General features: G+C 68.6%; 13 protein-coding genes. 11 read left to right on the top strand and 2 right to left on the bottom strand.

Annotated features, from left to right (window positions below; genetic code table 11):
* Window positions 1-5: 5 nt before the first annotated feature.
* Complete coding sequence (locus ACSFBE_RS03760; RefSeq protein WP_435489038.1) at window positions 6-1,202, bottom strand: substrate-binding domain-containing protein; 1,197 nt, start codon at window positions 1,200-1,202, stop codon at window positions 6-8.
* A 356-nt stretch (window positions 1,203-1,558) separates the two neighbouring features.
* Between ACSFBE_RS03760 and ACSFBE_RS03765 the strand changes: the two genes are divergently transcribed.
* The gene (locus ACSFBE_RS03765) at window positions 1,559-2,143 is read left to right on the top strand and encodes a BPSL1445 family SYLF domain-containing lipoprotein (RefSeq protein WP_435489039.1); all 585 of its coding nucleotides are present in this window, start codon (window positions 1,559-1,561) and stop codon (window positions 2,141-2,143) included.
* A gap of 59 nt (window positions 2,144-2,202) precedes the next feature.
* Here the strand turns inward: ACSFBE_RS03765 and ACSFBE_RS03770 are convergent, their stop codons facing one another.
* Window positions 2,203-3,753 carry a sigma-54 interaction domain-containing protein gene (locus ACSFBE_RS03770; protein WP_435489040.1) on the bottom strand — a complete coding sequence of 517 codons (1,551 nt, stop codon included), beginning with the start codon at window positions 3,751-3,753 and terminating at the stop codon, window positions 2,203-2,205.
* A 144-nt stretch (window positions 3,754-3,897) separates the two neighbouring features.
* Here ACSFBE_RS03770 and ACSFBE_RS03775 point away from each other — a divergent pair, with 144 nt between their 5' ends.
* From ACSFBE_RS03775 to ACSFBE_RS03820, 10 genes are all read left to right on the top strand, one after another.
* Window positions 3,898-4,614: a TetR/AcrR family transcriptional regulator gene (locus ACSFBE_RS03775; RefSeq protein ID WP_435489041.1), complete on the top strand. Its 717-nt coding sequence runs from the start codon at window positions 3,898-3,900 to the stop codon at window positions 4,612-4,614.
* Entirely contained in the window at window positions 4,611-6,110 is a 1,500-nt protein-coding gene (locus tag ACSFBE_RS03780; protein ID WP_435489042.1) for an efflux transporter outer membrane subunit, read from the top strand. Before ACSFBE_RS03775 ends, ACSFBE_RS03780 begins: the two co-directional genes overlap by 4 nt.
* On the top strand, window positions 6,107-7,255 hold the full coding sequence (locus tag ACSFBE_RS03785) for an efflux RND transporter periplasmic adaptor subunit (RefSeq protein WP_435489043.1): 1,149 nt from the start codon (window positions 6,107-6,109) through the stop codon (window positions 7,253-7,255). Before ACSFBE_RS03780 ends, ACSFBE_RS03785 begins: the two co-directional genes overlap by 4 nt.
* On the top strand, window positions 7,252-10,314 hold the full coding sequence (locus ACSFBE_RS03790; protein ID WP_435489044.1) for an efflux RND transporter permease subunit: 3,063 nt from the start codon (window positions 7,252-7,254) through the stop codon (window positions 10,312-10,314). Before ACSFBE_RS03785 ends, ACSFBE_RS03790 begins: the two co-directional genes overlap by 4 nt.
* Window positions 10,311-11,045 carry a hypothetical protein gene (locus ACSFBE_RS03795; protein WP_435489045.1) on the top strand — a complete coding sequence of 245 codons (735 nt, stop codon included), beginning with the start codon at window positions 10,311-10,313 and terminating at the stop codon, window positions 11,043-11,045. The genes ACSFBE_RS03790 and ACSFBE_RS03795 overlap by 4 nt, the downstream gene beginning before the upstream one ends.
* Window positions 11,046-11,055: 10 nt before the next feature.
* The gene (locus ACSFBE_RS03800; RefSeq protein WP_435489046.1) at window positions 11,056-11,742 is read left to right on the top strand and encodes a response regulator; all 687 of its coding nucleotides are present in this window, start codon (window positions 11,056-11,058) and stop codon (window positions 11,740-11,742) included.
* Window positions 11,723-12,964 (top strand): sensor histidine kinase, encoded by a 1,242-nt coding sequence (locus ACSFBE_RS03805; RefSeq protein WP_435489047.1) that lies wholly within the window; start codon window positions 11,723-11,725, stop codon window positions 12,962-12,964. Before ACSFBE_RS03800 ends, ACSFBE_RS03805 begins: the two co-directional genes overlap by 20 nt.
* 273 nt (window positions 12,965-13,237) lie before the next feature.
* Complete coding sequence (locus tag ACSFBE_RS03810; RefSeq protein ID WP_435489048.1) at window positions 13,238-13,660, top strand: tripartite tricarboxylate transporter TctB family protein; 423 nt, start codon at window positions 13,238-13,240, stop codon at window positions 13,658-13,660.
* Entirely contained in the window at window positions 13,660-15,186 is a 1,527-nt protein-coding gene (locus ACSFBE_RS03815) for a tripartite tricarboxylate transporter permease (protein ID WP_435489049.1), read from the top strand. The genes ACSFBE_RS03810 and ACSFBE_RS03815 overlap by 1 nt, the downstream gene beginning before the upstream one ends.
* A gap of 130 nt (window positions 15,187-15,316) precedes the next feature.
* The gene (locus ACSFBE_RS03820) at window positions 15,317-15,697 is read left to right on the top strand and encodes a hypothetical protein (RefSeq protein ID WP_435489050.1); all 381 of its coding nucleotides are present in this window, start codon (window positions 15,317-15,319) and stop codon (window positions 15,695-15,697) included.
* Window positions 15,698-15,724 lie beyond the last annotated feature (27 nt).

Consider the following 15,724-nt stretch of genomic DNA (forward strand, 5'->3'; position numbering starts at 1 on the left):
GGCGATCAGCGTTTATTTTTGATGGGAATGTTCATGTCTTCCGGCTTGATCTCGCGCACGAGTTCAGGCACGCCCCACGCAAAGGCCGGGTCCACCTTGATCTTGAAGTGGTACATCGACTGCATCGCCTGATGGTCTTCCTTGCGGAAGGTCATCTTGCCCTTGGGCGTGTCGAAGCTCATGCCTTCCATCGCCGTGATGAGCTTGTTGGTGCCGGTGTCGCCGCCCGTCTTCTTCAGCGCCGTGACCACCGCCATCGCGGCCGAGAAGCCGCCCGCCGTGAAGAAGTCCGGCGGTGCCTTGAACTGCTTGTAGTGCGCCGCCACCAGCGCCTCGTTCACCGGATTCTTCGGGATGCCGAAGTAGTAGTAGGTCGCGCCTTCCATGCCCGGCAGGCTCTTGTAGGCCGCCATCGCCGGCAGGATGTTGCCCCCGGTTGCGATCTCGATGCCGTAGCGCTTGAGGTCGAGGTCGACGATCTTGAAGGGGTTGCCCGCACCCGCCCAGACGATCCAGATGATCTTGCGGCCCGGCTGGTCCTTGAGCTTGTCGATCAGGCGCTGCGCACCGGCGGTGAAGTCGGTGGTGGCCGGCGGCAGGTATTCCTCGTGCGCCAGCTTGGCGTTTTTCAGCGCGGCGCCGAAGGCCTTCACACCGTCGCGACCGAAGGCGTTGTCCTGGGCCAGGGTGGCGACAGTCACGCCGGCCTTGTCGATGGCCACGGCGTTGCTGATCGCGTCCTGCGACGAGTTGCGGCCGGTGCGGAAGATGTACTTGTTCCACTTGTCGCCGGTGATCGAATCGGCCACGGCCGGCTCGACGATCAGCACCTTCTTGTATTCCTCGGCGACCGGCAGCATCGCCAACGCGACGCCCGATGCGGTCGGGCCGACAGCCAGCGCGGCCTTGTCGTCGGAGTACGCGGCGGCCAGCAGTGACTTGCCAAGGTCTGGCTTGCCCTGGTCGTCCTTCTCGATGACCACCAGCTTCTTGCCGTTGACCTCCATCGTGCCGCCGGTTGCGTACTCGAGGCCCATCATCAGGCCGGTCTGCGTCTGCTTGCCGTAGGCTTCGAGCGCCCCGGTCTTGCTGTAGACGTGCGCGATGCGGATCTCATTGGACTGCGCGTGGACGGGCGCGGCGACACTCGTGGCCAGCGCGGCGAGCGCTGCCAGTGCAAAGAGGTGTCGAGGTTGGATCATGCAGGTCTCCTGTTTTGGTATGACTGAATATTGCACAGTCCATGCCAAGAAAAGCAGCGTTGATTCGAAAGGGATTTCCCTCGAAGCGGTGGCGACCCGCACGCCATACAGACACGGCCATTGCCTGTCTTTCAGGCATATGTCTGATTTTCGGTCAGGGTTTTCCAGGGCGTAGGACATCGGGCCCCGGGTCGACACCTGCTTGGCCCGAGATCGCGTAGGTCACCGCCGTCTCTGAGATTTCTCTGGGTTTTGCCGACTTAGCATCGGTCCCGGTCTGGTTCAAGACCCGATGCAGCACGCCTGGATCGACAGGGACCAGAACCCGATTTCATTTAAAGAAGAGGACATAGACCATGACCACATTGAAGCTCCGCACTCTCGCCACCGTCACTGCCGTCGCTGCGGCCAGCGTGCTGTTCGCAGGCTGCACCACCACCCGTCCCGGCGACACCGGCACCTCCTCGTCGTCGCGTACCTCCATCGACGCCCAGACCGATGCCTCCCTGTCGAAGCTCTACCAGACGGTGCCGGGTTCGCGCGAGATGGTGAGCAAGGCCGCTGGCGTGCTGGTGTTCCCATCGGTCGTCGGCGCCAGCCTCGGCGTCGGCGCCGAATACGGTCGTGGCGCGCTGCGCACCGGCGGCCGGACCCAGGCTTACTACAGCACCACCGCTGGCTCCATCGGCTTCCAGGCCGGCGCGCAGTCGAAGGCCGTGATCTACGTGTTCAACACGCAGGAATCGCTGGCCAAGTTCCGCAGCAGCAAGGGCTGGACGGCCGGCGCTGACGCCACCGTGGCTGTCGCCAACATCGGCGCCAATGGCTCGGTCGACACCAACACCATCCGCCAGCCGGTGGTCGGCTTCGTGCTGACCAACGTGGGCCTGGAGGCCGGCGTGTCGGTGTCGGGCGCGAAGATCACCGAGATCAGCCTGTAAATCTCGCCCCCCGCTAAAAACGGCCTCGCTTTTGCGAGGCCGTTTTTTTTGGTGAGGCGCTACTCGCCTGCAGGCCCCATGCGGTCGTACAGGGTGGCTCGCGAGATGCCGAGCAGCCGGGCCGTCGCCAGCTTGTTGCCGCCGGTGCGGGCCAGCGCGGCGGCAATGGCACGGCGCTCGAGTTCGGCGATCTGCTCGGCCATGGGGCGCAGTAGCCGGCTCCGGTCCGCGTCGTCGCCCACCGTGGTCAATGGTTCAGGTGCGGCGATCTGTTCCAGGCCGGTTTCGGCGAGCACGCGCTTGACCTCGGCCGCATCGATACGCGTCGAGTCGCTGCGCATCGCCAGTTGCTCCAGCACATTGCGCAGCTCGCGCGTGTTGCCGCGCCAGTGTTGCGCCGCGAGCAGGGCCAGCGCGTCGGGCATGAGTTCGGGCGGCGCTTCGCCGCTGCGCTGAGCCATGTCTTCCCCCAGTGCCTCGATCAGCGCCGGGATGTCGCTGCGCCGCTCGCGCAACGGCGGCACCCGCAGCGGCAGCACGTTGAGGCGGTAGTACAGGTCTTCGCGAAAACGACCGTCACGCACCAGCGCCGGCAGGTCTCGCGAGGTGGCGGCAATCACGCGCGCATCGAAAGGCACCACCTTGTTCGAGCCCAGCGGCTCGATCTCGCCTTCCTGCAGCGCGCGCAACAGCTTGGCTTGCAGGGCCAGCGGCATGTCCCCGATCTCGTCGAGGAAGAGCGTGCCGCCATCGGCCAGCTTGAACTTGCCTTCGCGCCCCTTGCGATCGGCGCCGGTGAAGGCGCCCGGCGCGAAGCCGAAGAACTCGGCCTCCAGCAGCGTGTCGGGCACGGCGGCGATGTTGAGGCTCACGAAGGGCCCGTCGGCGCGCGCCGACGCGGCGTGGATGGCATGTGCCAGCAGTTCCTTGCCGGTGCCCGTCTCGCCCAGTAGCAGCACCGGGCTCGACGACTGCGCGGCCCGCCGCGCATGGCGCTTCACGTCGACGGCCGCCGGGCTGCTGCCGATGAAGCTGGCGAAGGTGTGCTTGGCGCGTCGCTGGCCGTCGGCACCCGCCTGCTTCCACAGCGGGTGGTTGCGCTGCGTCGCCAGCTCGCGGCGGGCATCGTCCAGGTCGCGCTGCAGCATCGCGAACTTGCTGATGAGTGGCTGCAACGTGGTTTCCGGGTGGTCGAACAGCACGATGCCGATGGCGCCGATCACCTCGCCCAGTTCCGGGTCGCCCTCCGCACCCGCCACTTCCGCGTGCAGCGGAATGCGGCTGACGACAAAGGTGCCCGCCTTGTTGGTCAGCAGGTCGATGAGGATCGGCTTGCCGCTTTCCAGCACCTCGCGCATCTGCGTGTTGTGGATCACCTCCTCCACCGGCCGCCCGACGAAGTCGTCGACCGACGCGAAGCCCAGCGCCGGCAGGAAGCGTTTGTAGCCCTCGTTCACCCACACGATGCGCCCGCTGCGGTCGACCAGGAACATGCCCTGGCTGATGCTGGAGAACAGGTGGAACATCGAGCGCGCGGCGAGGGCGAGGATGCCTTGGGCGTCGAGCGGGAGCGCGGGAGGCGCAGGTGATGCAGCAGAGATGGGGCCCATCGCGGCATCGTAGCGCCGGGCGGCGCGCTCGCGACAGCCGGGGGTGGCTCAGCGTCGTGCACCGCCGCAACGCCATCCACCCCCTTCTCCGAGCAGGCTCTTTAGTTCAATCAATCGTTTGATCTGTGGTCTAATCCGGCCGCCATGAAAATGTCGCCCAAACAGACCGCTTCGCCCTCGGCACCCCCCGGCGAACGCGCCTCGCGCAGCGACGGTGCGGAGTCCCGCGAGCGCATCCTCTACGCCGCGTTGCGCCTCTTCGCCGAGCACGGCTTCGCCAAGACCTCGACGCGCGAGATCGCCAAGGCGGCCGGCGTCAACATCGCGGCCATCAGCTACTACTTCGGCGACAAGGCCGGCCTCTACAGCGCCACCTTCAACGAGCCGATGGGCGGCACGGCGGGCGACCTGGTCCAGCTGTTCGGCGCGCCGGGGCTGAGCACCGCCGAGGCGCTGCGCCTCTACATGGTGGCCTACGTCGAACCGCTCAAGCACGGCGAAATCGTGCGCCAGTGCATGCGCCTGCACATGCGCGAGATGGTCGAGCCGACCAGCCAATGGGCCGAAGAGGTCGAGCGCGACATCCGCGGGCCGCACGAGGCACTGGTGCGCGTCCTGGTGCGTCACCTCGGCATCACGAAAGCCGACGACGATGTGCACCGGTTGGCGCTGGCGATCAACGGGCTGGCGTTGCAGCTCTTCGTGATGCAGGACATGGTCGAAGTGCTGCGGCCCGCGCTGCTGCGCTCTGCCGACAGCATCGACCGGTGGGCCGACCGGCTGTATCTGTACGCCATGGCGCTGGTCGATGCCGAGACGACACGGCGTGCGCCCCAAACCTCCCGGAAGAAAGCCTCATGAAGCCTCTCCGCATGAATCGTCGTTCGCGCCTGGCGCTGATGTGCCTGCCGCTGGCGCTGGCCGCGTGCGGCGTGACGCGCCCGCCTGCCAACGCCGCCGCCCCCATCCCTGCGCAATGGAGCGTCGCCCTGCCCGCCTCGCTGGCGCATGCTGGCTCGCTGCCTGCGATGGCCGATTGGTGGCGGCAGTTGGACGATCCCTTGCTGGTCGCGTTGATCGAGGCCGCCCAGGCCTCGAGCCCGACGGTCGCCAGTGCCGCGGCGCGCATCACCGAAGCGCGTGGCACGCGGGTGCAGGCCGGCGCGGCGCTGCTGCCGACGCTCGATGGCACGCTGTCGGCGCAGCGCAGCAACTCGCCGGCGGGCGGCACCGGCAGTTCGACCGGCGCCAGCGGTTCGCTGCCGGCGGTCACGACCCTGCAGGCCGGCCTGCAGTCGAGCTGGGAGATCGACCTGTTCGGCAATCGCCGCGCCACCCGCGATGCGGCCGACGCACGCCTGCGGAGCAGCAACGCGAAATGGCACGATGCACGGGTGTCGGTCGCGGCCGAGACGGCCAACCAGTACTTCGCCGAGCGGGCCTGCCAGCGGCAGCTCGCGGTCGCAGAAGCGGACACCCGGTCGCGCAGCGAGACGGCGCGCTTGACCGACCTGTCGGCCAAGGCCGGCTTCACCGCGCCCGCCGATGCAGCACTGGCCCGCGCGAGCGCGGCCGACGCGTCGGCGCGGCTGACCCAGCAGGGGGCGCAGTGCGCCGTGCTGCGCAAGGGCCTGGTCGCGCTGACCGGCATCGACGCGACCGAGATCGACCGACAGCTGGCAACGGTGCCCACCGACCGTGCCCTGCCGGCCGTCCAGCCGGTCGCCAGCGTGCCCGCCCAAATGCTGGCGCAGCGGCCGGACGTGTTCGCAGCCGAACTGGGCGTGGCGGCGGCCAGCGCCGAAGTCGGCGCGGCCGAGGCCGACCGCTACCCGCGGCTGACGCTGCAAGGCTCGGTCGCTGCGCTGCAGCTGCGCAGCGGCGGCTTCAGCCAGAACCTGCAGACCTGGACCATCGGGCCGCTGGCGCTCTCGCTGCCGATCTTCGATGGCGGCACGCGCACCGCCAACGCCGAAAGCGCCAAGGCCCGCTACGACGAAGCCGTGTCGCAGTACCGCGGCAGCGTGCGCACGGCGGTGCGCGAGGTCGAGGAGGCGCTGGTCAACCTGCAGGCCACCGACGCCCGCACCGGCGACGCCGACACCGCGGTGCAGAACTACCAGGCATCGTTCGACGCCACGCAGGCGCGCTACCAGAGCGGCCTGGCCAGCCTGTTCGATCTGGAAGACGCACGCCGCACGCTCTTCGCTGCGCAAACTTCGCGCGTGGCGCTGCAGCGTGAACGCGCCGAAGCCTGGGTGGCGCTGTACCGCGCCACCGGCGGCGGCTGGGCACGGCCCGGCACCGCCCTCGCGACCGAGAACTCTCCCTCTTCTGCGCATACGAAGACACCATGACCCGACGCCAGCGCTCCCTCCTCCTTGCCCTCGCGGCCCTGATCGTCGTCGCCTTGCTGGCGTTCTGGCTGCTTCGCAAGCCTGCCGAGCCCGCGCCACCGGCGGGTGCCGCACCAGCCGGTGTCAAGGGCGCTGCACCCACGCGCCCGGCGCTCACCGTGTCGGTCGCCAAGCCCGAGCAGAGCGAGCTGAACGTCATGCTCGCGGCCAACGGCAACGTCGCCGCCTGGCAGGAAGCCATCGTCGGCTCCGAATCGAACGGCCTGCGGCTGGCCGAGGTGCGGGTGAACGTCGGCGACCTGGTGAAGAAGGGCCAGGTGCTGGCCGTGTTCTCGCCCGAAACGGTCAACGCCGACGTTGCGCAGGCCCGCGCCTCGCTGGCCGAAGCCAAGGCCACCGCCGCCGACGCCGCCGGCAACGCGGCCCGCGCCCGCACGTTGGCGCAAACCGGCGCGCTGAGCCAGCAGCAGATCAACCAGTACCAGACGACCGAGCAGACCGCCAAGGCGCGGGTCGAAGCGGCCGAGGCGGTGCTCGCCGCGCAGCAGGTGCGCGGCCGCAACACGCGGGTGCTGGCGCCGGACGACGGCGTGATCTCCGCGCGGACCGCCACGGTCGGCAGCGTGGTCGCGGCCGGCACCGAGTTGTTCAAGCTGATCCGCCAAGGCCGCCTTGAATGGCGTGCCGAAGTCACCTCGGCCGAACTGGGCCGCATCGCGGTCGGCACGCCGGCCACGGTGCAGAGCGCGAGCGGCGCGCAGGTGCAAGGCACCGTGCGCAGCATCGCGCCGACGGTCGACCCGCAGACGCGCAATGCGCTGGTGTATGTCGACATCCCCAACGTGCTGCAGAACACCGGCATCAAGGCGGGCATGTTCGCGAATGGCGAGTTTCAGCTCGGTAAAAGCAACGCCCTGACGGTACCGCAGGCCGCGATCGTGCCGCGCGACGGCTTCAACCACCTGTTGCTGCTGCAGTCGGACAACCGGGTGTCGCAGCTGAAGGTCGAAACCGGCCGCCGCGTCGGCGAGCGCGTCGAGATCCTCACGAAACTGCCGGCCGATGCGCAGGTCGTGGTGCAAGGCGCCGGCTTCCTCAACGACGGCGACCTGGTGCGGGTGAGTTCCGGAGAAGGCAAGCCATGAACGTCTCCGCCTGGTCGATCCGCAACCCGATTCCGGCCGTGATGCTGTTCGTGCTGCTCACCTTTGGCGGGCTGCTGTCCTTCAACGCGATGAAGGTGCAGAACTTTCCGGACATCGATCTGCCGACCGTCACCGTGTCGGCGGCGCTGCCCGGTGCGGCGCCGTCGCAGCTGGAAACCGACGTCGCGCGCAAGCTCGAGAACGCCATCGCCACCATCCAGGGTTTGAAGCACATCACGACCAAGGTGCAGGACGGTGCGGCCACGCTGATCATCGAGTTCCGCCTCGAAAAGCCGGTGCAGGAAGCCGTCGACGACGTGCGCTCCGCCGTGCAACGCGTGCGGGCCGACCTGCCGGCCGACGTGCGCGATCCGGTCGTCACCAAGCTGGACTTCGCGGCCCAGCCGGTGCTGGCTTTCACCATCTCGTCAAGCCGGATGGACGCGGAAGCGCTCAGCTGGTTCGTCGACAACGACGTGACCAAGAAGCTGCTGGCGCTGCCCGGCGTCGGCGCGGTCAACCGCGTGGGCGGCGTGACGCGCCAGGTGCACGTCGACATCGACCCCGCCAAGCTGCAGGCGCTGGGCGCCACGGCGGCCGACATCTCGCGCCAGTTGCGCCAGGTGCAGACCGAGAGCGCCGGCGGCCGCTTCGACCTGTCGGGCAGCGAACAGCCCGTGCGCACGCTGGCCACGGTGCAGTCGGCCGACGAACTGCGCAGCATGCAGATCCCGCTGTCGGACGGACGCCGCATCCGGCTCGACCAGGTGGCGCGCATCAGCGACACCATCGCCGAGCCGCGTGCCACCGCCCTGCTCGACGGCAAGACCGTGGTCGGCTTCGAAGTCGCCCGCAGCCGTGGTGAAAGCGAGGTCGCCGTCGGCGCCCTCGTGCAGAAGGCGCTGGCCGAGATGCGCACGCAGCACCCGGACATCCAACTGACCGAGGCCTTCAACTTCGTCGACCCGGTGCAAGAGGAATACGACGGCTCGCTGCACCTGTTGTACGAAGGGGCCATCCTGGCCGTGATCGTGGTGTGGCTCTTCCTGCGCGACTGGCGCGCCACCTTCGTCTCGGCGGTGGCGCTGCCGATGTCGGTCATCCCGGCCTTCATCGGCATGCACCTGCTGGGCTTCTCGATCAACATCATCTCGCTGCTCGCGCTGTCGCTGGTGGTCGGCATCCTGGTCGACGACGCGATCGTGGAGGTCGAGAACATCGTGCGCCACCTGCGCATGGGCAAGAGCCCGTACGACGCGGCGATGGAGGCCGCCGACGAGATCGGCCTGGCCGTGATCGCCACCACCTTCACGCTGATTGCCGTGTTCCTGCCGACTGCATTCATGAGCGGCGTGGCGGGCAAGTTCTTCAAGCAGTTCGGCTGGACAGCCTCGCTCGCTGTGTTCGCGTCGCTGGTGGTGGCGCGGGTGCTCACGCCGATGATGGCGGCCTACATCCTCAAACCCATCGTCGACGCCGAGAAGGAACCGCGCTGGCTGACGATGTACATGCGCGCCGCCGAGTGGTGCATGAAGCACCGCCTGATGACGATGGCCTTCGCCACGCTTTTTTTCATCGGCTCGATCGCGATGATCCCGCTGCTCAAGACCGGCTTCATCCCGGCCGACGACAACTCGCAGACGCAGGTCTACATCTCGCTCGCGCCCGGCGCGACACTGGCGCAGACCTCCGCCACCGCCGAAGAAGTGCGACGCCGCGTGATGGAGATCCGCCACGTGAAGAGCGTCTACACCACGGTGGCCGGCGGCAGCGCGGGCGGCGACCCGTTCGCGAGCTTCGGCACGCCCGAGACGCGCAAGGCCACGCTCACCATCAAGCTCGACCCGCGCGGCGACCGGCCCCGCAAGCAGGTGATCGAAAACGAGATCCGCGCCGCGCTCGAGTCGCTGCCGGGCGTGCGCAGCACGGTCGGCCTGGGGGGCTCGGGCGAGAAGTACATCCTCTCGCTGAGTGGCGAAGATCCGACCGCGCTGACCACCGCGGCGCGTGCCGTGGAGCGCGACCTGCGCACCATCCCCGGCCTGGGCAACATCACATCGACCGCCAGCCTGATACGCCCCGAGATCGCGGTGCGGCCCGACTTCGCACGCGCTGCCGACCTGGGCGTGACCAGTTCCGCCATCGCCGAGACGCTGCGCGTCGCCACGTTGGGCGACTACGACCAGTCGCTGCCCAAGCTCAACCTGGCGCAGCGGCAGGTGCCGATCGTCGTGAAGCTGGAAGACTCGGCGCGGCAGGACCTGGCCCTGCTCGAACGTCTGGCGGTGCCCAGCGCCCGCGGCCCGGTGATGCTGGGCCAGGTCGCCAAGCTCACCGTCGAAGGCGGCCCGGCCGTCATCGACCGCTACGACCGCTCGCGCAACGTCAACTTCGAGATCGAGCTCTCGGGCGTGGGCCTGGGCGATGCGAAGACCGCCGCCATGGCGCTGCCGTCGATCCAGAACCTGCCGCCCGGCGTGCGCGTGGCCGAGGTGGGCGACGCCGAGGTCATGACAGAGCTGTTCAACAGCTTCGGCCTGGCGATGCTGACCGGCGTGCTGTGCATCTACATCGTGCTGGTGCTGCTCTTCAAGGACTTCCTGCACCCGGTGACCATCCTGTGCGCGCTGCCGCTGGCGCTCGGCGGCGCCTTCGTCGGCCTGCTGATCGGGCAGAAAGCGCTGTCGATGCCGTCGTTGATCGGGCTGATCATGCTGATGGGCATCGCGACGAAGAACTCGATCCTGCTGGTGGAATACGCCATCGTCGCGCGCCGCGACCATGGGATGAGCCGCTGGGACGCCCTGCGCGACGCCTGCCACAAGCGGGCACGGCCGATCATCATGACCACCATCGCCATGGGCGCGGGCATGGCACCGATCGCCTTCGGCTGGAGCGCGGCCGATTCGAGCTTCCGCTCGCCGATGGCGATGGCGGTGATCGGCGGGCTGATCACCTCGACGGTGTTGAGCCTGCTGGTGGTGCCGGCCGTGTTCACCTACGTCGACGACATCGAGCAGTGGATCCGGCGCACCGTGCGTCGGCTGCGCGGCGCATGAGCCTTGCGCGCCTGCTGCTGGTCGGCGGCGCCGTGTCGCTGGCGCTGGGCTTCGGCTTTGCCGACCACCTGCCGCGTGCGGCCGAACTGCTGCCGACGCTGAGCGATGAGCCGTTGCAGCGCGCGGTGGCGGCACCGACTTTCGAGGCGCATGCCGGCACGGTCGACTACCGCGTCGCGCCGGTGGCCGACTACGAGATCACCGGCCTGATCGTGAGCCGGCACGATGCCGACACTTGGTGGGACTGGATCCACCGCGCCAGCAACGACCACCTCAATGTGGTCGACCTCTGCATGGTCTGGGGCGCCAACGCGGCCGATGGCGCCTACGAGAAGATGTCCTTTTCCAGCGGCCAGTTCGTCTGCTACTACAGCAGCCGCGACGACACGGCCTGGCAGCCGCAATACACCCGCGCGCTGTCGAACAACCACCTGCTGACCGAAGACCCGATCATCGCGCGGCAGCTGCGCAACTTGCGCATCGGCGACCAGGTCCGCATCGGCGGGCAGCTCGCCAGCTACAGCCACGACGCCGGCTTCGCCTTCACGCGCGGCACATCGCTCACGCGCGAGGACACCGGCAACGGCGCCTGCGAAACGATCTTCGTGCGCGAGGTCGAACTGCTGCGCCGCGCGCCCGCCTGGCCGCTCTGGCTGCGCTGGCTGGGTGGCGCACTGTTGCTGCTTGGGCTCGCCGCCTGGTGGGCGGCACCGCATCGGCCGCGCGGCTAGGATGGCATGCATGCGTCTGCTCCTTGTCGAAGATGAAGTCGAGATGGCCTCCTGGCTCATGCGGGCCTTCAAGCAGAGCGGCTTCGTCGCCGACCACGCGCCCGATGCCGCCACCGCCGAATCGCTGCTGGCGGCCGGCGACCACGACGTCGTCGTCCTCGACCTGCGCCTGCCCGACCGCCACGGCCTGGCGCTGTTGGCCGACCTGCGCGCCGCGGGCAACCGCACGCCGGTACTCGTGCTCACCGCCGAAGGCTCGGTGCAGGACCGGGTGCGCGGCCTGAACGCCGGCGCCGACGACTTCCTCGGCAAGCCCTTCGCGATCGAGGAACTCGAGGCGCGGCTCGACGCGCTGGTGCGACGGGCCCGCGGCAGCACGCACACGGCGCTGCAATGCGGCTCGCTGGTGCGCGCGAACGGCAGCCGCGCCTTCACGCTTGCCGGCCAGCTGCTGCAGCTGACGCCGCGGGAGAGTGCCGCTCTGTCGGTGTTATTGGCACGCAGCGGCTCGCCGGTCGAGAAGTCGCAGCTCTCCGCCAAGGTCTTTCCCGCCGACAGCGATGCCGGGCCCGACGCCATCGAGCTGGTGCTGCACCGGTTGCGCCGCAAGCTGGCAGGCGGCGACGTCCGCATCGTCACCGTGCGCGGCCTGGGCTACATGCTGGAAAGCATCGGTCATGAAAAATCCGCAGGCTGAGCCGAGCCGCTTCGGCATCCGCGCGCGGCTGCTGGCGCTGCTGCTGCCCTGCGTGCTCGGGCTGCTGGTGCTCGACAGCTGGAACGACTACCGCGAATTGAAGGACCTGGCCCAGACGTCCTACGACCGCGCGATGCTCGACAGCGCCGAGATGCGGCGCCTCGGCGCCACGCTCGTGCCCGACGGCACGCTCCGGCTCGACACCGCCACCGCCGAAGCGCGGCGGCTGCCCGAAGCCGGCGCTGCGCAGCGCGAGCAGGCCGAGTCCGCGTCGCTGCGGCAGCATCTGCTGCGCGACGTTCGGATGCTGCTCGTGGTCGTGCTGCTGGTGTGGCTCGGCGTGACCTGGTCACTGCGGCCGCTCGAGCGGCTGCAGCGTTCCGTGCGCAGCCGCCACGGGCAGATGCCGGAGCCGCTCGACCCCCGCGGCGTGCCGCACGAGGTCGCGCCGCTCGTCGATGCGGTGAACCAGAACGTCGCCGGCTATCGCGCGCTGCTCGACCGGCAATCGCAGTTCCTGGCCGATGCATCGCACCAACTGCGCACGCCGCTCGCCATTCTGATGACGCAGGCCGGCGTCGCACTGCGCGAGACCGACACCACGCAGCTCCACGACACGCTGCGCGCGATGGTGACGCAGATCGCACGCAGCCGCCGGCTGTGCGAGCAGTTGCTGTCGCTGGCCCACGCCACCGACGACGCGGCCGCTGGCGATGCCCCGACGATGACCGACCTCAACGCCGTGGCCAAGGAGGTCGCACTGCTGTACCTCACGCTGGCGCACGAGAAGGACCAGGACCTGGGCTGGGTCGACGCGCACGCCGTGCCGGTGCACGCCGATGCCGCCGAGCTGCACGAGGTGCTCGCCAACCTGGTGCACAACGCGATCGTCCACACGCCGGTCGGCGGCAGCATCACGGTGAAGGCCGGGATCACCGGCGGCACCGCGTGGGCCGAGGTGTCCGACGACGGCCCCGGCATCGCGCCCGAGCGGCGCCCCGAAGTGTTCGAGCGTTTCCGGCAGGTCGGCGACCGCGCCGGCGACGGTGCACGCGGTGCCGGGCTGGGGCTGGCCATCGCCCGTGCCTATGCCCGGCGCAACGGCGGCGAGATCGTGCTCGCCGAAGCGGCGCCGACCACCGGTTCGGACACGGCACTGCCAGGCCGGCCCGGCCTGCGCGCGATCGTGCAGCTGCCGCTGGCCGCGCCACACACCCGCTGAACCACCCCCCTCGAGGGGCACGCCATTGCATCGCCGTCGGCGAAGCAGCAGCCTCATCGCGTCCCTGGCAATGACCCTTAGAAGGCCGTAAGGACTAACACGTATTTTGGCCGCAGGGGGCCCGATCGAAAGCCGATTGGAAGCATCGCTTTCTACGATTCGCCGCCCGAGCTTCGCTGCGCCCCACCGCGTGGCAGCGGTCGGACACGAACCATCAGGAGACCCTTGCATGCCCCTCTTCCGCCCTCCCTACGCACCGCTCGAAAGGACGCCATGAACAATCGCAACTTCGTCCGGGGCATGGTCATCATGGCCATCGCCCTGCTGTTCGGTGGCGTCGCGCTGACCTACAACGTCGGCAGCGTCGCGCACTCCGGCCCCGGCCTGTTCCCGCTGATGATCAGCGGCTTCCTGTTCGTGATCGGCCTGATCACCGCGGGCCGCTCCTTCTTCATCGAGCGCGTTCCGGTCGACTACAACGTGAAGAACATCGCGCTGATCCTGACGAGCCTGGTGGGCTTCGCGGTGATCTCGGAGTACCTGAACATGATCCTCGGCATCGTGTTCCTGGTTTTCTGCGCGACCTTCGCGGGCACGTCGTATTCGGTGGTGCGCAACATCAAGATCTCGCTCGGCCTCATCGCCGTCGCGTTCGCCTTCAAGAACTTTCTCGGCCTGAGCCTGCCGCTGTACTGATGGACGTCCTGCACAACCTCGCGTTCGGATTCAGCCATGCGCTGACGATCCAGAACCTGCTCTATTGCGCGCTGGGCTGCACCGTCGGCACGCTGGTCGGCCTGCTGCCCGGCCTCGGCCCCCTGTCCACCATCAGCCTGCTGCTGCCGCTGACCTACTCGATTCCCACCGGCGGCGCACTCATCATGCTGGCCGGCATCTACTACGGTGCGCAGTACGGTGACAGCGTGAGCGCGATCACGATGAAGATCCCGCACGCCAGCAGCATCGTGGCCTGCATCGACGGCTACCAGATGACGCTCAAGGGCAAGACCGGCCTGGCGCTGTTCACCGCCGGCATCTCCAGCTTCATCGGTGGCACCGTGGCGATCATCGTGCTCTCGACGATGGCACCGGCGCTCGGCGAAGTCGGCTTCCTGTTCGGGCCGGCCGACTACTGCGCGCTGATGCTGCTGGGCTTCTTCTGCGTGAGCTTCGTCAGCGCCGGCAGCCTGCTCAACGGCCTGGCCATGGCCATGATCGGCGTGCTGCTCGGCATGATCGGCACCGACGTGAACAGCGGCACCGCGCGCTACACGATGAACCTGCCCTTCCTGATGGACGGCGTCGGCCTCATCAGCATCGCGCTGGGCTGCTTCGGCATCGCCGAGGTGGTGAAGAACCTCGACAACAAGAACGTGCTGACGCCCTTCAACGGCAAGATCAAGCTCATGCCGACCTGGCCGGAGTTCAAGCGCATCCTCCCGAGCGCGCTGCGCGGCAGCGTGATCGGTTCGGTGCTCGGCATCCTGCCCGGCGGTGGCCCGACCATCGCGCAGTTCGCGGCGTATGCGGCCGACAAGCGCTTCAGCAAGTACAAGCACGAGATCGGCACCGGGTGCATCGAAGGCGTGGCCGGCCAGGCCGCGGCGGACGAAGCGGCCGCCCGCACCAGCTTTATCCCGCTGATGGCCATCGGCATTCCCGAGAACGCCGTCATGGCGCTGATGATGGCGGCCTTCATCGTCAAGGGAATCCAGCCCGGGCCTAACATGATCGCCAGCCACCCGGACCTGTTCTGGGGCTTGGTGGCCAGCATGTGGGTCGGCAATTGCTTCCTGGTGCTGCTGAACGTGCCGCTGGTGCGCTACTGGCTGTCGGTCTTCAAGATTCCGTACGTCGTGCTGTTTCCGGCCATCCTGTTCTTCTGCTGCATCGGCACCTACAGCATCAACAACAGCCTGGACGACATCTACACCACCGCCGTCTTCGGCCTGATCGGCTACCTGTTCCTGCGGCTGGACATGGAAGCGGCGCCGCTGATGCTCGGCTTCATCCTGGGCCCGATGCTGGAAGAGAACTTCCGCCGCGCGATGCTGCTGAGCCGCGGCGAATTCAGCATCTTCGTCACGCGGCCGATCAGCGGCACGCTGCTTGGCGTGATCGGGGCCGTCGTCGTTTGGCAGACCCTGGCCTTCGTCCGCAGCGCGAGGAAGAAAAAGGCGCTGGGCGACGCAAAGGTCGCGGTGCCGGCCGCCGCCAGCTGAACGGGCTCTGCACGGCGGGGCCGCGGGCCGCGGCCCGTCGCCCTTCGCCTACCGAGGCACGCCGCGAGGTCGCACGTGCCTCGGTGCGCATCCGGCGCATCATGACGGCTTCCACGCTCCGGAGATGCCCATGCTCGCCACCCGCATCCAGTCCGCCCTTGTCGGCACCGCGCTCTTGCTCGGCATCGATGGCTTCGCGCAACAGCCCCCGCCACCCCTCGACCGGGCGCAGGCGCAACTGCGCTACGAATCGGAGATTGCCGCCTGCAACCGCGGCAACCTGCCGGCACCGGCACGCGAGGCCTGCGTGCGGTCGGCGGGGACGGCCCTCGACAGCCGGCTGGGTGGTCCGCCAACCGAGTCGGCCGTGCCTTCGTCCGACGGCCGTGCCACGGTCGTGGCGCCCACGGGTTCAGTCACGCCGCCCGCCGGATCGAACACCGTGACTTCGGGCGACGGCCGCGCGACCATCGTGCTGCCGGCCGACCGCACGGCCGTGCCGTCACGCTGATCCGGACGGCGGCGAGCGCCGCACGGG

The sequence above is a fragment of the Variovorax sucrosi genome, assembly GCF_051216635.1.
GTDB lineage: Bacteria > Pseudomonadota > Gammaproteobacteria > Burkholderiales > Burkholderiaceae_C > Variovorax.